This window comes from Paenibacillus physcomitrellae, assembly GCF_002240225.1.
Classification (GTDB): domain Bacteria; phylum Bacillota; class Bacilli; order Paenibacillales; family Paenibacillaceae; genus Fontibacillus; species Fontibacillus physcomitrellae.
This window is the reverse complement of the sequence record NZ_CP022584.1, coordinates 3220117-3241685: the sequence shown is the minus strand read 5'-3', so window position 1 is coordinate 3241685 and position 21569 is coordinate 3220117. Positions and strand designations below refer to the sequence as shown.

General features: G+C 48.5%; 21 protein-coding genes and 3 pseudogenes. 6 read left to right on the top strand and 18 right to left on the bottom strand.

Features of this window, described 5'->3' with window-relative positions:
• Positions 1-30: 30 nt before the first annotated feature.
• Both CBE73_RS14735 and CBE73_RS14730 read right to left on the bottom strand, forming a co-directional pair.
• Complete coding sequence (locus tag CBE73_RS14735) at positions 31-1422, bottom strand: MATE family efflux transporter (protein WP_094094846.1); 1392 nt, start codon at positions 1420-1422, stop codon at positions 31-33.
• A 157-nt stretch (positions 1423-1579) separates the two neighbouring features.
• Positions 1580-3016, bottom strand: coding sequence for an MDR family MFS transporter (locus tag CBE73_RS14730; protein WP_094094845.1), 1437 nt, complete (start codon positions 3014-3016; stop codon positions 1580-1582).
• Positions 3017-3163: 147 nt separating this feature from the next.
• Here CBE73_RS14730 and CBE73_RS14725 point away from each other — a divergent pair, with 147 nt between their 5' ends.
• Positions 3164-3802, top strand: a complete 639-nt coding sequence (locus tag CBE73_RS14725) for a TetR/AcrR family transcriptional regulator (RefSeq protein ID WP_094094844.1) — start codon at positions 3164-3166, stop codon at positions 3800-3802.
• Between the two features lie 63 nt (positions 3803-3865).
• Here the strand turns inward: CBE73_RS14725 and CBE73_RS14720 are convergent, their stop codons facing one another.
• The 5 genes and pseudogenes from CBE73_RS14720 to CBE73_RS14705 all read right to left on the bottom strand — a co-directional run bounded on the left by CBE73_RS14720 (position 3866) and on the right by CBE73_RS14705 (position 8144).
• Complete coding sequence (locus tag CBE73_RS14720) at positions 3866-4657, bottom strand: nitroreductase family protein (protein WP_094094843.1); 792 nt, start codon at positions 4655-4657, stop codon at positions 3866-3868.
• A 287-nt stretch (positions 4658-4944) separates the two neighbouring features.
• Complete coding sequence (locus tag CBE73_RS14715) at positions 4945-5613, bottom strand: hypothetical protein (RefSeq protein ID WP_094094842.1); 669 nt, start codon at positions 5611-5613, stop codon at positions 4945-4947.
• 86 nt (positions 5614-5699) lie between these two features.
• The gene (locus tag CBE73_RS14710; RefSeq protein WP_425320420.1) at positions 5700-6605 is read right to left on the bottom strand and encodes a sensor histidine kinase; all 906 of its coding nucleotides are present in this window, start codon (positions 6603-6605) and stop codon (positions 5700-5702) included.
• A 185-nt stretch (positions 6606-6790) separates the two neighbouring features.
• A pseudogene (locus CBE73_RS22705) lies at positions 6791-6899 on the bottom strand (DNA-binding response regulator); the annotation flags it as partial.
• Positions 6900-7100: 201 nt separating this feature from the next.
• The gene (locus CBE73_RS14705) at positions 7101-8144 is read right to left on the bottom strand and encodes an SDR family oxidoreductase (protein WP_094094841.1); all 1044 of its coding nucleotides are present in this window, start codon (positions 8142-8144) and stop codon (positions 7101-7103) included.
• A gap of 121 nt (positions 8145-8265) precedes the next feature.
• Here CBE73_RS14705 and CBE73_RS14700 point away from each other — a divergent pair, with 121 nt between their 5' ends.
• Positions 8266-8799: a TetR/AcrR family transcriptional regulator gene (locus CBE73_RS14700; RefSeq protein WP_094094840.1), complete on the top strand. Its 534-nt coding sequence runs from the start codon at positions 8266-8268 to the stop codon at positions 8797-8799.
• A 53-nt stretch (positions 8800-8852) separates the two neighbouring features.
• Here CBE73_RS14700 and CBE73_RS14695 read toward each other — a convergent pair.
• Positions 8853-9074 (bottom strand): annotated as a pseudogene (locus tag CBE73_RS14695) (hypothetical protein); the annotation flags it as partial.
• A gap of 148 nt (positions 9075-9222) precedes the next feature.
• Between CBE73_RS14695 and CBE73_RS14690 the strand changes: the two are divergent.
• A complete protein-coding gene (locus CBE73_RS14690; RefSeq protein ID WP_229752610.1) occupies positions 9223-9939 on the top strand; it encodes a glycosyltransferase family 2 protein in 717 nt (238 codons plus the stop codon).
• A gap of 17 nt (positions 9940-9956) precedes the next feature.
• Here CBE73_RS14690 and CBE73_RS14685 read toward each other — a convergent pair whose 3' ends face one another.
• From CBE73_RS14685 to CBE73_RS14660, 6 genes are all read right to left on the bottom strand, one after another.
• Positions 9957-10391 carry a hypothetical protein gene (locus CBE73_RS14685; RefSeq protein ID WP_244905493.1) on the bottom strand — a complete coding sequence of 145 codons (435 nt, stop codon included), beginning with the start codon at positions 10389-10391 and terminating at the stop codon, positions 9957-9959.
• A gap of 74 nt (positions 10392-10465) precedes the next feature.
• Positions 10466-10951 carry a hypothetical protein gene (locus CBE73_RS14680; RefSeq protein ID WP_094094838.1) on the bottom strand — a complete coding sequence of 162 codons (486 nt, stop codon included), beginning with the start codon at positions 10949-10951 and terminating at the stop codon, positions 10466-10468.
• A 148-nt stretch (positions 10952-11099) separates the two neighbouring features.
• Positions 11100-11276, bottom strand: coding sequence for an S-layer homology domain-containing protein (locus CBE73_RS22700; RefSeq protein WP_425320419.1), 177 nt, complete (start codon positions 11274-11276; stop codon positions 11100-11102).
• 37 nt (positions 11277-11313) lie between these two features.
• Positions 11314-11478, bottom strand: a complete 165-nt coding sequence (locus tag CBE73_RS22695; protein WP_094094836.1) for an S-layer homology domain-containing protein — start codon at positions 11476-11478, stop codon at positions 11314-11316.
• A 42-nt stretch (positions 11479-11520) separates the two neighbouring features.
• Positions 11521-11673: an S-layer homology domain-containing protein gene (locus CBE73_RS14665; protein WP_174704737.1), complete on the bottom strand. Its 153-nt coding sequence runs from the start codon at positions 11671-11673 to the stop codon at positions 11521-11523.
• A gap of 297 nt (positions 11674-11970) precedes the next feature.
• Complete coding sequence (locus tag CBE73_RS14660; RefSeq protein ID WP_217349719.1) at positions 11971-12831, bottom strand: SDR family NAD(P)-dependent oxidoreductase; 861 nt, start codon at positions 12829-12831, stop codon at positions 11971-11973.
• Positions 12832-13042: 211 nt separating this feature from the next.
• On the opposite strand from CBE73_RS14660, the gene CBE73_RS14655 reads away from it, so the two are divergent.
• On the top strand, positions 13043-13981 hold the full coding sequence (locus tag CBE73_RS14655; protein WP_174704736.1) for an AraC family transcriptional regulator: 939 nt from the start codon (positions 13043-13045) through the stop codon (positions 13979-13981).
• Here the strand turns inward: CBE73_RS14655 and CBE73_RS14650 are convergent.
• The 4 genes and pseudogenes from CBE73_RS14650 to CBE73_RS14635 form a co-directional block, all read right to left on the bottom strand.
• Positions 13960-14082, bottom strand: a pseudogene (locus tag CBE73_RS14650) (DUF3626 domain-containing protein); the annotation flags it as partial. The gene CBE73_RS14655 and the pseudogene CBE73_RS14650 overlap by 22 nt on opposite strands.
• Positions 14083-14181: 99 nt before the next feature.
• Complete coding sequence (locus CBE73_RS14645; protein ID WP_094094831.1) at positions 14182-14556, bottom strand: DoxX family protein; 375 nt, start codon at positions 14554-14556, stop codon at positions 14182-14184.
• A gap of 426 nt (positions 14557-14982) precedes the next feature.
• Positions 14983-15723 carry an SDR family NAD(P)-dependent oxidoreductase gene (locus CBE73_RS14640; RefSeq protein ID WP_094094830.1) on the bottom strand — a complete coding sequence of 247 codons (741 nt, stop codon included), beginning with the start codon at positions 15721-15723 and terminating at the stop codon, positions 14983-14985.
• Positions 15724-15927: 204 nt separating this feature from the next.
• Positions 15928-17487: a hypothetical protein gene (locus tag CBE73_RS14635; protein ID WP_094094829.1), complete on the bottom strand. Its 1560-nt coding sequence runs from the start codon at positions 17485-17487 to the stop codon at positions 15928-15930.
• Between the two features lie 554 nt (positions 17488-18041).
• On the opposite strand from CBE73_RS14635, the gene CBE73_RS14630 reads away from it, so the two are divergent.
• Together CBE73_RS14630 and CBE73_RS14625 are read left to right on the top strand one after the other, a co-directional pair.
• The gene (locus CBE73_RS14630) at positions 18042-19832 is read left to right on the top strand and encodes a sensor histidine kinase (protein ID WP_094094828.1); all 1791 of its coding nucleotides are present in this window, start codon (positions 18042-18044) and stop codon (positions 19830-19832) included.
• On the top strand, positions 19825-21447 hold the full coding sequence (locus CBE73_RS14625; RefSeq protein WP_094094827.1) for a response regulator: 1623 nt from the start codon (positions 19825-19827) through the stop codon (positions 21445-21447). The genes CBE73_RS14630 and CBE73_RS14625 overlap by 8 nt, the downstream gene beginning before the upstream one ends.
• Positions 21448-21569: the final 122 nt, after the last annotated feature.

The window sequence follows — 21569 nt, the reverse complement described above, 5'->3', positions numbered from 1 at the left end:
CGATTCCTAAAGTAATATTACCACATCTGATTAAGCCTGCGCTCCCACGCTGTTGTCCGGAACGGAAACAGGCTTCACAAGCACTTTCTTCTCCCAGGCCCGGCTTCTCCAGCGGAGCAGCATCATCACCCCGCGCAGCCATTCATCCAGCGTAAAAGCGATCCAGATGCCAAGCAGTCCAATCCCGAAATGAACGCCGAGCAAATAAGCCAGCGGCACCGAAACTCCCCACATCGAGATCATGCCCATCAAGACGGGGAACCGTGCATCCCCGGCCGCGCGCAGCGAATTGATGATTACCGTGTTAAAGGTTCGTCCCGGTTCAAGTACGATGGACAGCAGAAAAATACCCGCTCCCGCCGCAATGATCTCAGGGTCATTGGTAAACATACCAATCAGCTCATGCCTGAACAAGGAGGCAGCCCCGACAATGACCAAGGTTAATATAAAGCTGACCCTCACGCTTTTCATCAACCTCTGGTAAGCTGCCTTCATATCCCCCGAGCCGACCATTTGTCCGACAATGATTTCGGTTCCCGCCCCGATCGACATCGCCAGCGCCATAAAATAATTCGATATGTTCATGACATAAACATGGGTATTCAACGCCGTAATGCCGATCATGTTGACGAAGCTGATCACCATGAGATACTGCGACTGCCAGGAAAGATGCTCGCCCGCCGCCGGCAATCCGACACTCATAATCTGTTTGACATAAGAAGCTTTCCAGGAAACGTAATCCTTCCGGCGAATCGGTGCAGGGACCCGGCGATACAAAATGAAGAATAGAACGACTATGCCGAGCAAACGGCTAATCACCGTGGATACGGCAGCCCCTGTAACGCCCAATTCCGGAAAACCGAGATTACCGAAAATGAGCAAATAATTTCCTGTAATATGCAGGACATTGACGCCCAGGGTCACATACATCACGCTTTGGGTGTTCCCGCTCGAACGAATGACCGACGATACCGCGTAAGAAAGCGCCTCGACCCAAATAAATCCGCCAATAATCTTTAAATAACGACTTGCGATGTCAACTTGTTCGGGATTTAAGTTGAGCAGCCGCAGCAGGGATTCCCCGAAACCAACAAGGACAAGGCTGACAAGGATTCCGAAGATCAGATTGAGCGAAATAGCCATCGCCGAAATCCGGCTCGCCTCTTTTTCCCTTCCGGCACCAATATACTGGCTCACCGCTACACTGGTACCGATTCCAACAAAACCGAACATCAGAATGCAGAAATAAATAATCTCGTTGGCTAAACCCACTGCCCCTGTAGCCTCGTCGGAGATGCGGCTTAACATAAAGACATCCACCGTGCCAAGCAGCATCCGCAGTACCGAATCGATAAAAATGGGCCATGTCACGGCAAACAGGCTAAGTTTCTTCCATGATGGAGTACGGTCTAATAAGGTCACGTTATACAAGCTCCCGCTAAGTTTATTCTTGTCGCTTTCCCTAGTGTAGCTCCCGCGGGCTCCGTACGTCTACGGAGAAATTTGTTTAAATGTACACGTTTGGTAAAATAGGGACGTTTCAATAGAGCCGCAGACACAGGCTGCGGCCAAACTCCATTTACCCCTTTTCTTGTTCTCGACCAGACAGGAAGAGGGCCGGCAGAAAGCAGACAGCAGCAAACCCTACAGCCCACCAGAAAGCGTTTTGATACGCATGGACCAGGGAGGTAAGACTGGCCTCCGCCCCTCCCTGCAATTGTTGCCCGATAACGGTCGCCAGGACGGCGGAGCCGAACGCGCCCCCAACGGTCTGGAAGATCCGTGTAGAGATGCTTGCATGCGGGATTTGCTCCTTCTTTAATCCTTTATACGCGGAAACCATAATCGGAATCAGGATACCGTTTAACGCCGCCCCCCGTACAAACTGCGCCGCGCCCAACAGAAAATGGTTGGTATCCGCCCCCGCATAAGCAAAGGGGATGCTGCCCACAAGGGTCACAACCAAGCTGATGAGGACGATGCTTCTTGCCCCAACCCGGTCAGCCATTCCCCCGATCCAGCTTCGTGTCAACAGCATCCCTACCCCTTGAGGAATCAAGAGAAGCCCTGTCATCAGTACGCTTTCGCCGCGAACCTGCTCGTAATATAGCGGGAGCAGGAGCAGCGCCCCGTTCATGACCATACCCGACAGAAACAAGGTGGCGTTCGACGCCAGGAAATGCCGGGAACGGAATAAATGCAAATCTACCAGCGGAGGCTGGCTTGATCGCAAGGCGTACACGATGTAGGCAGCGAGCAGGACAAGTCCGGCGGCCAAAGGAACAAGCACGCCCGCCGAGAGGAACTGTCCATGTGAACTAATTTGCGAAATGCCGTAAATCAGAACTGCAAACGCCGGGGACAATAAAAGGAACCCCATCACGTCCAGCCTTGGTTTATGGTTGGCTGGTTGATCCTCCGGAATGTGTCTCCAAGACAGCCAAAGTGCGGCGATCATGATCGGAATATTTACGTAGAAGATCCACCGCCAGCTCATATTGTCCATGATCAGCCCGCCAATGACCGGGCCAAGAATCGGACCCAGCAGCGCCGGAATGCTAATGATCGAAATCAGCTTGCCAAGCCCGCGGCCACCTGCCGATTGAACAAGCACGTTCTGCATCGTAGGGATGAGCAGCCCCGCCCCGATCCCCTGGATCAGCCGGAAACCGATCAGACTGCCGGGGTTCCACGCCAGAGAGCATAAAACGGAAGAAATGAGAAACACCCACAGGGAGAACATGTATACATTTTTCCCGCCAAACCGCTGAATTGCCCAACCCGAAATCGGTACCGCCAGCCCCATGGTCAGTACATAACCCGTGATGACCCACTGAATCGCCGACACGGTGCTGTGCAGATCTGACGCCAGCGTGTTGATCGCCACATTAACCATCGTTGAATCCAACTGGGAAGCAATCGCGCCGAACACAAGAATAAGGGCGACCTTCAAAATGCCGGGATCTATCTTTTCCTTTGGAGGTTTGACGAGGACCTCTGCTTCACTTTTAGCCATGTTATTCACTCCTCAACTATTTAGGGTACAGTACGTACCGTACCTTATTTGAGTATTATCATATTAGCATTTGCGTGAAAATGCAATATACTATTTACAAGAGCCCAAATGACCGAATGAAATTCAGCTTGGAAGAAGGAATACGAAATGGTGGAATCATCAAAAGATCACAAGCAAAATAATGAGGGAGAACAACAAACGGCAAAGTCGCGCCGGCGCGGCGACGTCCTGGAGAATGCCATCCTTTCTGCTGCGTGGGAGGAATTGAGAGAGACCGGTTATTCCCGGCTGACGATGGAAGCTGTCGCTTCGAGGGCCCAAACCAATAAGAATGCCGTTTATAGAAGGTGGCCAAACAAGGCAAAGCTGGTCATCGCTGCGCTTATGAAGCATATTCCCAAACCTTCCCTGGAAGCTCCGGACACGGGGAATTTGAGACAAGACGTGCTTGCTCTGCTGGACAGACTAAATAAACTGATGCAGATGATCGGGGCCGAGACGATTCACGGCCTGATGGTTGAATTTCATGGGGCCGAACTGCACTCCAACCTGACCCTGCCTCCGCGATCGGAGGATTTGCTTGTCATAGCCATGAAAAACATTCTGCAGAACGCGGAACGTCGCGGAGAGGTGAAGGTCGAGGAACTGCCCGAACGCGTCATTTCCCTACCTGTAGACCTGATCCGGTTCGAGCTGCTTACGACGCATACGCCGCTGACCGATGAGGCCGTTGTCGAGATTGTGGATTTGATCTTTCTGCCTCTTGTATTAAAAGAAAATAAATAAGGATGAGCGAAAGTTGCTCCGCTCATCCTTATTTATTTTGCACATGCTAATCTGATTCCAGGATCAATTCGAATCAGCGTCATTTTTCATAAAGTTCTGTTTCTCCAAATAGTTCAGCACGGTTTGTGAAAATTCGAGGTGGGATTCCTTCGTGTATTTGGCGATCGTATAGACTTGAGCCAGATTCTTTAATCCCAATTCCTCTATCATCTCTTTGAGTCTGGGAATACTCATGTACCGCTGCCAGCCCTTTTCATTTCTTTCTTTATAAATGGTTTGAATGTCTTCCTCCGAATAATCCTGGTACTGATCGTAATGGACAAGCCCGCTCATAGGCAGCCGGTCGCGAAGGGCAGGCGCTTCTGCCGGATAACCCAGTGAATAACCTACTACAGGGACGACATTGGGCGGCAGGTTCAGCAGTTCACCAATCTGATCACAGTTGGCAAGCGTTGAGCCCATATAGCAAATGCCGAGTCCCGCATTTTCCGCGGCCAAAGCGACGTTCTGCGCAGCCAAAGTGGCGTCAATGGCGCCAATCATAAAACTCATGAAATTATCGAAATGAACCGGGGCATCATTCAGCTCCAGCCATTTTCTCATCCGGTTGAAATCCGCACAAAAAGTCAGCAGAACCGGGGCATCCACCACCATCGATTGTTCCATATGCGGCGTATACAGCTTTTTCTTCAGCTCTTTATCCCGCGTTACAATAATGGAGTAAGACTGCATGTTGCCGCTAGAAGATGCCCGAATCCCTGCCTCCAAAATTTGATCCAGAATCTCCTGACTTACTTCCCTATCCTCATATTCACGAATAGATCGATGACCGTGTATGACCTCGTTAAATTCCAAAGCACTCACTCCCCAAAATGATAATCTCTCAAATTTCTCTTAAAATGACTTTTTATGCAGTTGGCTGCGTTTTTACTTATTCTACTGAGCTCGCCGGGTGGTGTCTACTGCCAGGTCCAAGTTTCAATTTGCTGCGGGGCATTCTGTTGGTCTATGTCGGGAGTGCTTTTTGAGCTTTGTACCAAAGCCAAGCCTGCAAGACAAAAAAGCCCAACCCTTCCGGGTTGGACTTAAGCTGCTTTCCTATATGACAACGCACTTAATCGAACTGAATGGAATTGAATTACTCAGTCCAAAAGCGTGCTTATGCGAATACGGTCAATCTTGTCATCCTTGATATGGAACGTCATTACATCCACATAGTTGGCCGGCGTATACCGGTATTCATCCTCCGCGCTGGTCGCTCCATTTCCCGTCAGGTTCCCTTCGGGATACGTTTTCTTAAGCTCTTCAAGACTGTCGCCGACTTTAATATTGCGGATTGTGGCATATTCAGGGGCGGTAATTTCAATCGTAGTGATATAGAAATCGGTCCCTTCTCCCGTATTGAAGGTTTCGATTTCGAGCCCTGGAAAGGTGTATAGATTTTTTGTGCGGCCAATTAGCTGATCCATGTTAGTCTTATCGTCTGCCGTATAGGTATGGGATTTTTTCTCTTCCGCTTTTCCCAGCATGCTTTCGAGTTTTGCGTCGTCAACGATATCGGAAAGGGCAATGGTATTGTCCTTGTAGACAAAGGCAAGCTCTTTCAGGATCACATTCCCGTCCTTGGGAATCGTTCCTTCCTTGATTACCCCGGAATCGGCGCTTCCGCCGGCCGGGTTACTGCTCGATGAAGGGACGGGAGCGGAAGCCTCCGTCGGACTACTGTCCCCGTTTCCCTGACATCCCGCCAATAACGTCCCAAGAAGGACAATAGACAGCATTAGGGCTGCTGGTTTGTTTAATGCTTTCATACGGTTACCCTCCCATAATGATTTCTTAGTCATCATATGAAAACAAATTATTAGTTTAATCACAATCTTGTATCATTCTTGTAACTTCACGCTAAGGGGAGCAGGATGGACACGGTGGTCCCTACGCCCACTTCGCTTTCCATCTCCAATTTACCATCAAATTTCTCGACAATTTCTTTGCATATGGAGAGCCCCAATCCCGAACCTTTGGCCACGTGGGCATTTTCCGCCCGATAAAATCGCTCCTGCACCCGGGCAATTTCCTCTTCACGGATCCCGACGCCCTCGTCCCTTATTTGGATGACCCCCGTCTCCTGCCTGATGAACGTCTCGATTCTAACCCGTTTACCGGCATGGGAATACTTTATGGCGTTATCTATAATATTCGCGACTGCATGCGACATCAGGGTTGGATTGACGAAGGCGAAGAGTGGTTTTCCCGGCTTGATGTCCAGCAGGATACCTTTGTCCTCCGCCTTTGACCGCATTTCTGCAGCCACACTTTCGGTTAACCCGGATAAATCGGTTTTTTCCTTGCCCATTTCATCCGAACCCGCCTTGTCAAACCGGGCTAACAACAGCAGCTCATTGATAAGCAGGGTCAGCCTGTCCGATTCATTTACAAGATGAGCATAGATCTTTTGCAAATCCTTGTCCTTATTTTCACCCTCATATAAATATTGGGAAAATCCCCGGATGGCCGCAAGCGGTGTCTTCAGTTCATGAGAAACATTCGAGACAAACTGCTTCTGGTGCTGGATATATTCATTTAATTGAATGCCCATTTGGTTTAGTCCTGCGGCAAGCATCCCCAGCTCGTCTTTTCTGTTCAACTTAACCTGCTGGAACTGCTGTTTGGAGAATTTCTCCGTGGCCCCAAGCAGATATTGGATCGGCTTTGTCGTATTACGGGCAATAAATAAGCTTGCCAGCGTAATTAGAATCAGAAACCCTGCCGCCCCGGCAAACAAAATATAGCGGATTTGATCCATCATCACGTAGAAATACGAAAGGTCCTCAACAAACTCAAATACAAACAGCGTCTCCAGAATTTTAAATTCTTTGGCGGTCAGGGAAACCGGCGTCCCGTTCTTCAGCACCACTTTGGTGTCCAGGTCAAAGGCCAGCTCCCCAAGCTGCATCGGTTTGTCTTCCCCGGATTTATGCGGATCGTGATTGTCGTATCTTCTTAGGACCACTTTAATTCTGGCGATAAGCTCCCGGTTATCAAAAGGTTTGGTCAGATAATCTTCCGCCCCGAGCTCCAGTCCTAACACTTTATCTATCACTGGTAAAGGTTATCCTAATTCAAGCGATTATATCTTATCAGATGCAGGGTCAAACACCAATCGCCATCTTATTCTCCAGCCTAATCATGCTTTTAGCCGTACGGGCGATTTCCCATACGGCTAAAATGTTTTTCCCTATAAAATTCCAATGGATAGGGTTAACCCCGGTAAAAAGATGAGGACAGGTAAAACACGCGCTTACCTCATCTCCCCTTTAATGACTTTCATCATGCTTTTACCCGTTGCAACAATGGCTTCTTCGGCTGAACGAGGCTTCCACCCCAGTAATCGTTTGGCCTTTTCATTACTTGTTGACATATCCTGGCCCAGGAGTGAAGCTATCATTCTTAAATTCGGATTAAAAAGAGCCGAAACCCGGACAACCAAATTTGGAAGTTCCCTGTTCGGCACGTTTTTGGCGTCTTCCCCCAGATGTTTTCTTAAAATTTTGGCGACACCTAATGTCGAGAGGTTTTCGGCACTGGATGCTATAAAGCGCTGTCCATTTGCTTCGGGGCGTGTCATGGCCAATAGGTGCAGCTCTGCAACATCCCGAACATCTACATAATCGGAATAAATTTTAGGGACAGCTTTAAGTTTGCCCTCCAGCATCTGGCGAACAATCGTATTGGAATGAGAGTAATCATTCCCCAGGATGGGGCCCATCACTCCCACAGGATTGACGGTTGCCAGCTCCAATCCCTTCCCCTCTTCCCGGATAAATGCCCACGCGGCTTGTTCCGCGATCGTCTTGGATTTCTGATACGGATGAATTTTAGCGTTTGTATTGGACCAATCTTCTTCGGTGTAAGGACCAACGTGATGCTGATGTCCTACACCGATCGCTCCGAAAGCGGAAGTTAAAACAACCCGTTTGACGCCTGCATTCCGCGCTGCTCTCAACACGCGTAAAACACCTTCACGTGCGGGCTGTATCATTTCATTTTCATCTTTATAAACTCTATTGGGCGTAGGAGAAGCGACATGAATGACATATTCTGCTCCTTGCACGGCTTGATCCCAGTTTTGGTCTGAGCTTAAATCGGTTTGAACGAAGGATAAATCCTCAAAACGGGTCACTCCGCCTGCCCGCAACATGCTTTTCACTTCCTCTTGTCTGCCCATGGTACGAAGGGTTGCCCGGACCCGGTACTGGTTCTCAAGGAGCTTCAAAATGATATGGACAGCGATAAATCCCGAACCCCCGGTCACAAGCACTAATGGTTTATTAGTTTCTGTCATAGTGAACTCAATTCCCCTTTAATTGACGTTACACCTGTAACGTGTTTTCCCCTATAATAGGACTGAAGCTCTAGCAAAACAAGTAATAAACAGGCATGTGTGACAGAATGGAGGAAGTGTTATGGCAGCGACAGATCACGCCCAATTGATAAAAAAAGATACCAAAGAGTGGATCACCATTGCCTTGCTGGAGCTTTTACAATCGAAGAAATTATCGAAATTGACGGTTTCGGAGGTCGTGAAAAAAGCGGGCGTCAGCCGCATGGCTTTTTATAGGAATTTCGAAAGCCTTGAGCAAGTATTGGAGGTTTACTACGAACCTAAATTTGCGGATATTTTTAATAAAATTGCCTTTAAAATCAGCCACGAACAAAAGATTAAAGATTTGACCGAATTTTTTCTGGCTTTATCCAAGGATTTTCAAATGGCCATTGCCGCCGATTATATCGGACTGCTTTATCAGATTTTTAAGCACCATATTACGCAATTTTACGATGAACTCGTCCCCTTCCCAGACTGGACAGGCGCAAGACGAAACTATTGGATTCATTTTATGAGTGCGGGTGTGTTTGAGATTTGGGTTACGTGGATTAAAAATGGCCAAAAAGAGTCGATTGCGGAAATCTCGGCACTCATCCGGCTTTTTCATAAATAAAAATGCAGCTGACTGTTGTTCTCGCCGAAAAATAGCCGCTGGCGCGAACGGCCCTCCCGTTCGGCGGTTTCGATGCCTTTCAGCGTATTAAAACGTGATGTAAAGGCGGTTATAACTGCCTCGGCATCGGCAAAGCTGCGGGCCTCCGCTGAATGGGCCTGTGCCGCGTCGTAAGCTTCGTTGGCCAGCTTAGCCAAACGTTTAGGTCAGGATGAGAACGGGCGGCCAAACTCGGTTGACCACCACGCCGGCTTTCGCAATTGGCTCACGGAAGCATTTTAATTCTATCGAATCTCCTTAAGGGGCGTCCACTACCCGGCTGGACCTATTCTGATTTCTCGCTTTTAGCTATCGGATTTAGTCCAGGCAAATTCCTAACCATCTGAATTCCTTATAAGAAAGGAATTAAGGGAGGGGAAGAGCTTGAATAAACCCGGTGTGTCCATTATCACTTGCACGAACCAGCCCGGTTTTTTCATGAATATCTTGAATAATTACCTCAATCAGCGCTACAAGCGTAAAGAACTAATTATCATCCTGAACAAGGATAACCTGAGCATCAAGGAATGGCGAAAAAAAACAGCCGCTTATCCGAATGTCACCGTCTACCAAGTGCCGGAGGAGGTCTCGCTGGGCCAATGTTTAAACTGCGGCATTTGCAGGGCCAAATATCCCGTGATCACCAAATTCGACCACGACGATTATTATTCGCCGTACTATTTGAAGGAGCAGATCCAGGCGCTTCAGCGCACAAAAAGCCCGGTCCTCGGCAAACACGCCTGTTTGGTTTATCTGTCCGCCAGTAATAAGCTTATCGTAAGGTCTCCCCACGAAAAGAACAAATATGTGAAATTCGTTCAAGGCGGAACTATTTTATTCCGTAGAAACGTCCTCAAGCATGTCCGCTTTTCCGATCTGTCGCTTGGCGAGGACGTTAAGTTTTTACAAGATTGCACCCGAAAAGGATACCCTATATACGCCACTACTCCCTACAACTACGTCTATATCCGCAGAAAAGATAAAAGCACCCACACCTGGCGGGTGGGCGATCATCGGTTCCTGAAAGGCAGCCAGCCCGTCGCTGTGACTAAACATTTCCGGCGTTTGGCCGTGCGGAGGTATGGAGTGTTGGGTTCGTAAAAAGGACCCTTCCTTACTTAACCAACTGAAGTCCGTTTGTAAGGATGTCTCCTTTCAATAAAACCTGCAAGCCAAATGTTGACGGCAAATACAACCAAATAAACCAGGAAGGATAGATACAGCTTCCAACCAGTATAGGTAAACACATGAAATTTCACCGAAATCCATTCGCTTGTGATCGCTAACACCGCCCATAAAATAAGATAAAGGAAACACTTCAGACCTTTGGGTTTGTTAAACTGATAAAAATTGACTACAAAGTAAGGAAGAGCCGGATAAGTAGCGAAGTGCAATATAACATCAAATAGTTCATGCGTTTTGTGATCGATCGTAAAATAAAGTTCATAAGGTTTTACACTAATGGTGATGTCGGCCAACAAAGCAAGAAAGACATTAAAGGTCCAAATCACCGTGATGGTGACAGCAGACAATCGTCTAGGCCATATAAACATTAAGGCAAAAAGAAGGACCGTTGAACAGATAATAAATATTTCGTTCATATCAAATTTCTGTGGGAGGGGTAACATCATGTCATGTTTACCTCTTTGTTCTTATTAATCAGTTTCTCTAAATAGAAGGAGTAAACAGCCAATAATACAAGGATCAAACCGTATCTCAAATAGGTGTAAAAGACATTCCATTTTACCCATTGCAAATATTGAATATGAACAAAAAATAACTCAATGGAAACCAGCACGGTTAAGCAAATGAGAGCATAAATCCCTTTACTAATCATAGGCCGATTAGAAAACAAAATATAAATCATCCACAAAAGTAACGCCGGCTTGAGGGATAACTCCGGAATTTTCTGTGTCCAAAAGATAAGCTGACTTGATGGATCTTGTTTGGTTAATTTTAAATTCAAATTAATGATGACACCTGTATTCGTGATCAGCACATTTGAAAAAAAATAACTGCCCAAGACGTTTGTAACGTTCATTTTCTTTATCAAGACGTACATAGAAGAAAAAGATAGCGCTGCTAAAATCAGAAACATCCAAACCGTTAACATGGCAGGTCACCGTCTTGTCTTTAATAATTTGGGATTAGTTTATACAAGAAGTGACCAAAATACACGGGATCTAGGAGAAAACAAGCTAAGTCCCTGAATAGAAAAAGAGCTTGATTCTAATGTTTCCATTACAATCAAGCTCTTTTCCTTATTGTTCCCCTGCTATACTTAAAGCTCTCAATAGGACGGTCGCAACTTCAGCTCTTGTGGCATTAGCTTGCGGGCGTATGCTTCCATCTCCATATCCCGAAAGGATACCCGTTGCGGTAAATCTGTCCAACGCTGCCGCTGCCCAAACAGATACTTGATTTTGGTCTGTATACATTGCCGAATTATTGGAGCGTGTCAATGAGAAGGCACGATCAATCATAACGGCCATCTGTTCTTGTAAGAAGATCATCCGGTCCAAATACGGAATCGCTATATCCGTAAATGAGCCCTTGCTTGTACGCTGTTGTAATCCAACCTCTGGACCAGTGATTGGCTGTATCAACAAAAATATTATCTTCGGATTCCTCGAGTTCCATTGCCCTTACTAGTATAGTGGCAAACTCAGCTCGGGTGATCGGCTATTCTGGACGGAAGGTCATATCCTCATAGCCCCTGATCACGCCTCGTTGAACCAGCGCCCGTATATCCCCTTCTGCCCAATGACCTATGATATCCTGCAGGAGTACAGACGGTTGATTCTCTTCCTTCTCTTCGTCTTCATAAAAACCCATTAAGAAAATTCGCATCATAGACGGTAGAGCCACCTTTTTATCCGAAATATGGGTTCAAACGACTTTCCAAACTATACACGTCCTAACTAACGGTAAAGGTTTTAACATGAATTATCATTTCTCCAATTCCCTCATTTTGATACACAATCGAGCAATGTACGGGATTACTCCCTAATCTAACAAGTGACCTACAAAGACCTGTATCGCAGTCCGGCAGCTGGCACAACAAAAAGAAGATCCGAGCCGAAGCTCAGATCCCCCTTCCCTTTAACCTCCCGAATAACTCGGTTGAAACCTCTATTTCCCAGATGCCGGCAACGTCGGCATTGACCCTTCTGCAGCAAAATCAATCCAATCACTGACCGCTGACCAACGTTCGGCCTCGGCCATCCTTACCTCTTCGATCTGACGGATCGTATTAACAGACCCGCCCCCGAGCAGGATGTGGGCGGGCAAATGCTCTGCGTATGCAACTTTAAGCACAACCTGCGCAACTTTGTCGGGATCGCCCGGCTCGTTGCCCCAGTAAGATTCAAGCTGATCCATGACTTGGCCAACTGACGCTTGATATTCAGGCAGCATGGAAGGGCGATTGTCAAAGGCACGTCTGCCCCAATTGGTGCGCATGCCGCCTGGCTCAAGGGCGGTCATCTTGACCCCGAACGGAGCGATCTCCGCTGCGACTGACTCGGTAAAGCCGCCTACAGCCCATTTAGATGCGTGATAGGCCGCATTGCCAGCGGTGGCGAAACGCCCGCCGGCCGAAGAGATATGAAGGATATGGCCGCTGCGTTGTTCACGCATGATAGGGATAGCCGCACGAGTGAGATTCACAACTCCAAAGAAGCAAGTATCGACCAGTCGGCGGAAATCCTCAGACGGCACCTGCTCAAAAGGCCGAGTGTCACCATAACCTGCGTTGTTCACCAGCACATCAAGCCGTCCAAAAGCATCCTGCGCCAGTTGAACTGCCGCCTGTGCCGCTGCCTCATCAGTTACATCCAGAGCAGCGACACGGATCTGATCACCGTATTGGTTCACTAGATCATCAAGCTGCCCAATATTGCGGGCTGTTGCGACTACACGTTCACCTTTAGCTAGTACAGCTTCTGTAATCTTTCGGCCGAGCCCGGTACCGCTCCCCGTAATTAACCACACCTTTGACATCATAATCCTCTCCCCAATTGAGTTTGTATTGTTCTCTGAAAGGCCTTTATTCAGCGGCCTTGTGACTTTCATTATAATGAGCCTATAATGGGGGAGATAGTCAAATTGTGCTTGATTTTTGCCTAAAACTCCGATGCACTAGATCGGACAGAAAAAGCGTAAGACTGCCGTGTCACGCCGGCTTATAGAGAGGAAGATGATTATGCCCCATCCTACCGAGGAGTTTTCCGATGTTTTAAAGAGGCTGCTGCACCTTTGTAATGCCTATTCCTATCCTTGTGGAATTTACGAGACCAGCCTTCCATTTGTTTCACTGCTGAAGGCAGATCAGCCGACCACGATGCAATACGGCTTTTTCAATCCAGGCATCTGCGTAGTCGTGCAGGGTGACAAAACATTGATAGTCCGCAACCATATCTACAGCTATGGGGCTGGGGATTATATCGCATCCAACATCGATATGCCGATCAAGGGCCAAATCTCCCTGGCCTCGCCTGAAGCGCCCTACATAGCGATCCGAATTTCCTTTACAACCGACGAAATTGCATCCGTTGCCCTGGAGGCCCAGCTTAACGTATGGGCCGAGAACCGGCTGACAGAAGGCGCATTTATCGGCAAAACAGGGATTGAGGCGCTGCAGGTGCTTGAACGTCTGTTGAAACTGGATGCCGACAGCAAAGCAGCGGATTTTCTCGCCTCCAGCGTCAAGCGCGAGTTGATTTACCGCCTGCTGACCGACGAGGGCGGCGCACGCTTTTACAACAATATGCTGCTGCATCGTGATGCCTCAGGCATCAGTAAGGCGATTCGTTATGTCAAAGCAAACTATGCGCAACCCCTTACCATTGAGGAGATTTCTCGCGCAGGCGGCATGAGTCCCTCAACTTTGCATCACAAATTCAAAGCTGTCACGACACTGAGCCCAATCCAGTATCAGAAGCAGCTCAGGCTTCAGGAAGCACGCAGAATTTTGCTTGCCGACGATATGGATGTCACTTCAACTGCGTTCGAGGTCGGATACGAGAGTCTGACGCAGTTCAACCGCGAATACAAACGTTTCTTCGGCTTGCCGCCGTTGAAGGACATTCGTACTATTAAGGCAGCCTCGCTTGCAGCTGCTTATGCAGGCGAAATTTTATAACCACACAGGAGGGTCGATGATATTCGTCTGGCGAGTGAGGGCAAAGTTGGCCCCCTAAAATCTGATGGCACTTCATTGGACTGTATAGTAAATCCCTTATGCCAATTAAGACTCCTTTTCGAGAGGTCACCTTCATTTTTAGGAAAGGAAGCAAGTTAAAAGGCCATCCAATGAGGAATGGCCCTTTCCCTTTGATCTCTCTAGTTAAACCCAGGAAAATTTAAGAGTTCTGATACATTGTTCAAAAATATGAAAATGGCCGCCACGCCGATTACCATAATCATTATCATATTTTTAAACGAATCTTTAATACGCACTTGTGCCAAAACTCCACCGACAGCCGTAAATACAATAAGAAGCGCACCCGCTGCGACCCAGCTTGCATCCCAATAACCGATCATTAGAGCGGCTGCGGCAACGAATTCAATGATACCAGTGATCACACGAAACCATTGCGGCAACCTCAATTTCTCGAATTCCTCAATGGGCGTTTTAGCGCCCCTCAGTTTCCCGAAACTCGCCATTAGAAACATAAGAATCAACAGCGTTTGTAATATAATCGAAACCATATTCATGTTCAAACTCTCCTATTAGCCATAAAAAAAGACTGTAGATTGCGTGATTAGATAGGCAGACCCGTCCGGCGGTGAAACCAAACTTGTCCATCGTTCAATCGTCGACGAACTTCCATTGATTTGTTAAATTACGTTTAGTTTCCCAGTAAACAATGTTATCTTATCTTGGTATTGCTTCCTTGTCAACAAAAAGACAACCCTAAAAAAACAGCCCTACTCAATCAGCGTTGGGCCGTCTCTGGTTTAAGCGCGTTTTATATTTAGATCATTCAAACTCCCGCTATAGTATCTAGCCGACTTTTAGGTCTGGACTGTTAGGTTCCTTTCCAGCGTACAGATAGGTTTGGCAAGGCGCTTTAGAGCACCCGAGAAAGGGTACCCTAAAGGAACGTCCGAAGCCATATCAATAACAGAATTTTGATGTTTCTAGCCTCTCAGCTGAATCTCATAATCGGTAACGATCTTACCATCGTACTGAATGATTTGCCCATTTTGATTCTTACCAGACACAATAATGTCGGTACTCAGCTCTCCAGCAGCTTCGGGAGACTTGACGAATCCGCCGTGTCCACCAGCCTCCATGCCGTTCAAGTCGGTTGCGACAGCGCCAGGCATGATGCCGAAAATCTGGCGGTGGCTGCCCATTTTTTCGAACTCGTAAGCGAAGGTCAGTGTCATCACATTAAGTGCTGCTTTGCTCGTAATGTAAGCAAGCGGGTGCCAAAAGTCGGTCGGCGAAATGGGGACGGTGATGTTGACAATTTTTGCGCTGTCTGTCAGAGATGGCAGCAGATTTTTTATGAGTTCATGGGTGCCTAGAAAATTCGTTTCCATCGTCGTGCGCAGATCCTCAGTTGTATAGTCCATGGTAGGTTTGGCGATGTCGAGCGGCGCACGCCCAGGCTTGGCACTATCAGGAATTCCAGCATTATTGACCAAAATATCGAGCGAGTCAACCCTTTTAGCCGCTTCGCGCAAGCTGTCTAAATCATTCAAATCAATCTTGATGAACGCCGCTTGTAGGTCTTCTGCGACAAGTTTTTCGACTGCTGCCCGTCCACGGGCTTCATCACGCGCCCCAACAAGAATATCATAACCACGTTTCCCAAGACTTCGAGCGATTTCGAAACCAATTCCTTTATTTGCGCCCGTGACAAGTGCTTTCATAGTGAATGAACCCCTTTTCGTTTTTTATTTGGATACACACACGTAATCATTTAACGAAACAATCGTTAGCATTCTCCATAACGCCTTAGATCATTTGATACGATACATCAGGTTCATTATAGGACTTAAATCTTAGTTGAAGTCAAGCTTCACATTTCAAGTAGAGTATAACCCTCTTTTCTCTGCTGAAGGCAACTGGTATGCCTATATGTTGCTATCGAATTGGCTCATCAAGGCCAAAGCCTCTTCATGATCCGGCTCAAGTTCCAGCAATTTTCTGACATACGTCCACGCATCCTCTTCGATCTCTAACTCGAAACAACAAATGGCCAGACAATAATATACGGTCGATACGACCTCATCAGGGTCTTGCTTTACCGATATTTCCAAATACCGTTTGGATTGTTCGTACATTTCCATCTCAAACAGAAGCAATCCGGCGTCAAGCGCGAGGTCATAACGCTGTTCCATGACGTAGTACGATGACCACATCTTCTGAATGCCCCTGAGCAGGTCCTGCTTTTCATCGTCGTTTGCATCCGGCAGCAAATTGGATATCCGCTTCGCGCTCTGAATGAAGAACTCCGCATCATATCCGCCCAGACGCCAAAAGCTTAATAATTCCGGCATTCCCATGCTCTCTACATGGCGATCTATCCATACCTTCATATTAAAAAAATCGTCCGGACCAAAACGTTCCATACAGCGACGGTAAGCTAACCTCGAATTAACATATTCCATTGGTTTGTCCAAATGGAGAATACAGCCGACATTGATATTTTTATAATGATGCGGGGGAAATAACGCCAGGGCTCCCCTTTGCTCAAAGAAATATTGAATCGCATGATAGTTGGCCGTCAAAGAAAAGCTTCCATGCAAGATCAACTCCGGCGGCTCCGCGAATTTCCATTGATCCAGCAAGTGATCCCCTTTGTCGGCCGTTATCAATACGAATCCTGCCTGCGATAAAAGATTCAATCGCTCTAAACAAGTTAATCCGGCAGCAGGGAACAAAATGTGCGAGTCTTCCAGGTGCTCCTGATAGATCGAAATCACATCACGGTAAGGATACGTTTCTTGTTCGTACTCGGGTGCCCGCCGGTGCTCATAACGTAAATTTATTCGTTCCAACCATTCTGATGGTTTTAGCGAATCCATAGGTTCGAGACCTTGGACATAAACGTCCGCCTCATAAATTTTTCCGTCGCCAACATAAATCAACTCTTGCGGAATGCCGTCAAAAAAATAGTTCGCAACGATAATTAACGGTTGCTTTAAATCCCCTTCACTGATCGTGGTACCTGATACGACGAGATTTAGCACGGTATCATGGGCGGCATCGTACCTCGCAAAATCCAGTAATCCCTCGGCAATAAAAGCTTGCAGAGCGGGATGCTCCTTCCACGCCAGTACATTGTTAAGCGCCAAATCCGTCATCACGTAGCGGAATGGAGGCAATTCAATCCCCGCGTAGTCTCTAAGCCGGCACAACTCATCCAACAAATGATAAGCAAAACGGCCCGCTCCTGCTCCAAGCTCCACAATAACAACGGGTTCGGAGCCATTTCCTTTATTCACCCGATCTTGAAGAAAGCCAAAGATGACCTCCGCGTAGGCGGCAGCGATCATCGGATTACTCGTTATATATTGAGGAACTTGGTCATTGTTCCAAGCCTTCGTTCCTAGTTCCTCATAATATCGGCGCTGAATATCCCATATCGGCGCCTCACTGAATCGGTAACGTTGTTCATTGCTGCTTGTCATTTAAGCGACCCTGCTCTCTGAAGTTAATACGATTTCCTCTCTATTTTAACACGGCAGGTTGCTTACTTATAAAGCTCAAAGAAAACTTTAAGAGCAGCAATATCTCACCGCCTGAACCCATTATACGTGTGCACGCATATCAATAAATTATTGTATAAGAATTTGACCGACAACTAACCCTTATAACCTAAAATTCCGAATATACGAATAGCTGTGATGATAAATAAGAATATAATCCATCATACACCGCATTTAGTCAATTGGATTTCCGGGGCGGCGGGGATAAAGTAAGGGTAGGGAAGTATCCATGATTCACTTGCGGATGTGCGATTAACAGCAAACTGCGATGGGCGCCGGCAAAGAGCCGCCTGACAGCGGTTAGCGGTTCCAAAGGCCGGATGCCGATTCAACCCGGAGTCCGGGCGGACGGTAACCGTCCTGCCGGTTTGTCGTGTTGTGTGGATGACAATATGGCCTTAAGGAGATGCGTTGTGTGATACAATGGCAAAATACCATGGCTTGTAAACGCACAAACCTAGCAGGAGGAACCCCAGATGATCAAACGGTTGTTCATGAACCGGAGTATCCGGACCAAAATCACATGGAGCACGGTGCTGATCTCGTTGGTTCCCCTGCTTATTTTGTCTTTTTTGTTCTATCAGTCCAGCACCCGCTCCCTGGAACGGACGATGGTCCGCAGCTCCGATCAGAACGCCGGTTATTTATCGGATTATCTGGATCAGTATTTCCGCAGCTTTTCCATGTCGGCCCTGCAGGTCTATGGTTTTAAGCGGGTGATCGATCTGATGGAGAACGGCACCAATTACAACGACGCCAATATCATCGACGTCAGGGAATCGCTGGCCAGCTACTATCGGCTGGTGGTCAGCCAGAACGCGGACATCATCAAGATCATGGTGCTCGGCAAGGACAATACGCTGCGGGACAGCTGGACGCGGGCCGACAGCTACGACGCGATCAAGCTGGACGGGCAGGTTCCGCATTATGAGGAGATTCTGGATCTGCCGTTTCAGCATTCCCTGATGTTTACTTACAAGGATCCCGCTTTGCGGCAGGATCTTTTTGTGTACGCGCTGACGATATACGATCCTTTTTACAAGAAAAAATTCGGCACGCTTGTGTTTTATATACAAGGCAAGGATTTCGCCAAGGCTATGGAAAAATACAACCGCCCGCCCAACGCAATCGTTCTGCAAAATGATCAAAGCGAGGTATTTTACCGGACGAATGATGATTACAAAGAATGGATCGCGCCCTTCGTCCCTCCTTCCGTGCTGGACGACAGCAATGAACATAAGCTGCATTTTACGGACGGTCAAAACCTGCTGGTCAGCAGCTCCCTGCTGGATCATTCCAACATCGGGCTCAGCATCGTTTATCCGAGTACGGAATTGGCCAAGAACCGGCAAACCACGCTGCGCATCACGGTGATCGTACTGCTGCTGGTCATTTTGGTCATATCCTTCTTCTCCCTGCTGTCCCAGCAGTTCATTACCAAACCGATCCGCTATCTCGGCAAAGCGATGCGCGCTGTCCGCAGCGGCAATTTCCATGTCACGCTCAAGCCAAACGGCTGGAAGGACGACCTCTCCGAGCTGACCGCAAATTTCAATTTCATGACCGGGACGATCCGGGAGCTGATCGAGCAGGAGTACGAGCTGCAGCTTCGGAACAAAGAGGCGCAGTTTCTGGCCCTGCAAATGCAGATCAACCCGCATTTTCTGTACAATACGCTGCAGACGATAGGCGGCAAGGCCGTGCTGACCGGCGATTATGAAATCCATGAAATGTGCCGGGCTCTGGGGGATATGTTCCGCTACAGCTTTTATGAGGGGAATATGGAGTCCACGATCGGCCAGGAAATGGCGCATTTGAACAACTATTTGTACATCCAGCAGTTTCGGTTCGAGGATTTGCTGCAGACGGAATTTCAGGTTGAGCCGGAGCTGATGGACAGTGCGATCATCCGGTTTGTACTGCAGCCGATTCTGGAAAATGTGATCGTGCACGCCCTGGGCAAAGACGACGATCATCCGGTCACCATCGGCGTGAAGGCGGCCAGGGACGAAGACGATATCCGGATCACGATCCGGGACAATGGCCCGGGCATGGAAGCAGAGAAGCTGGCCGAACTGCAGCTTGCTTTGCAAAGCCCGTCAGCGGGCATTTTTTCGGGCCGGTCGGTCGGCTTAAAAAATGTGCATGAGCGACTGACCTTATATTACGGTCCACCCTACGGCTTGAAGGTGGACAGCCGTCCCGGAGAGGGAACGACGGTGACCGTCCTTATTCCAAACAAACAGCGGGGGGAAAGCCATGTATAAAGTGATGGTTGTAGATGACGAAGCTTTGGGCCGCAAGGCGATTTGCAAAATGATCGGCGAGTTGTCCCTGGATGTGGAGGTTATCGCTGAAGCCCGGCATGGCGAAGAAGCACTGGAGCTGATCGAGCTCGGCAAACCGCATATTGTCGTGACCGACATGAACATGCCGGTCATGAACGGACTGCATTTTCTGAAAGCGCTTCACGAGCGGTACGGCCACATTTTTACCATTGTCATCAGCGGATACTCACAATTCGAATATTTACAGGCCGCCATCAAATATCAGGCTTGCGACTACCTGCTGAAGCCAGTGGCTCTGCCGGAGCTTCGGACCTCCTTGATCAAGGCGATGGAGCAGAGCCGCAAATACATGACCCTTCAACAGCAGCGGAAGGAGAGCCGGGAGATCGGCCAACTGAAGCGGAGCGTTTTTTTGCAAAATGTAACCGGACAGCGGATTGTCAACAAAAGCGATATCGCTTTCCAGGCTAAAGAGCTGCAAATCGGCGAAATGACGGACTACCGCCTTGTCGTCATGAGGTTCCGCCGGTTTGGGGAGGCGGCCCGTACGAAGTTTCACGGCAATGCCGACCTGCTGATGTTCAGCATTGAAAATATTCTGCATGAGCTTCTGCAGGACGAGGCGGCGCTGGTCTACAAATCGGATGACCGGCAGCGCATCTGTCTGATCGTACCGGAAGAACTGCGGGAGAACAGGCGGCTGGACAAGTGGCTGGCCGACTTCCAGCAGGCGATGCAGCGGATGCTGAAGCTGGATGTGCTGGCCGGCGTCAGCGGCGCGGCCCGCGACTTGGCCGGACTGCCGGAGGCTTACCGCGAAGCGAACCAGGCGATTACAGCTCAGGCTCTGAAGGGAGTGGGGCTGACGATCGCATTGGCGGACGAGGCTCCTGGCGCACATGAAGGGACGGATAAAAGCGGCGGGGCCGGGGCTTTAAATTCGTTCGATCTGCAGGCTATCCGGCAGGCTTTTGCCGGCGGCAATGCGAAGGAAAGCCGCCGTTTGCTGGAGGACTACATGAACAGGGTGGGAGCTGGCCCGGCCGTTACCATTGCCCGGATTCAGGCGGAGCTGTCCAAAATTATGGAGGCTGCGCTGTCGGAGCTGAAAGGGGCGGATGCCGCTTTCCCGCCCGTATTTGATCCGCAGGCTATCGCCGCGGTGCTGGACGAAGGGGCGGTTTATGCGCTGCTCAAACCATGGATTTCGGCAATTCAGGCTTACGGGGAAACCCGCCGAGAGCCGGAGTCGGCCGGTTTGATCGACGGCGTCGTCCGCTATTTGGAGGTCCATTATTTTGAGGATGTCAGCCTGATCGACGTTGCGACCCGGTTTCATATGGACCCAAGCTATTTGAGCAAGCTGTTTAAAATGGCCACCAACGAGAATTTTATTGAATATGTGACGAGAAAACGGATCGAAAAGGCCTGCGAGCTGCTCGTTTCCTCCGACCGGAGAATCAGCGACATCTCCGAGCTGGTGGGGTACGAGAACCAGCGTTATTTCAGCCAGGTGTTCAAGAAAAGCATCGGCTTCACCCCCTCGGAGTACCGGGAAGCACATTTGGGATCTGGGGCAAACACAAAAAATTGAACATGAACCCGCCAATTTATTTTATTACCCTGCCCGGGATTGACCGGTACGATAGAAACAGAAGCGGCGGGCTGATGGTACCCGGCCTTCTGCTTAAGCACAAGATCGAAGGGGGAAACAAA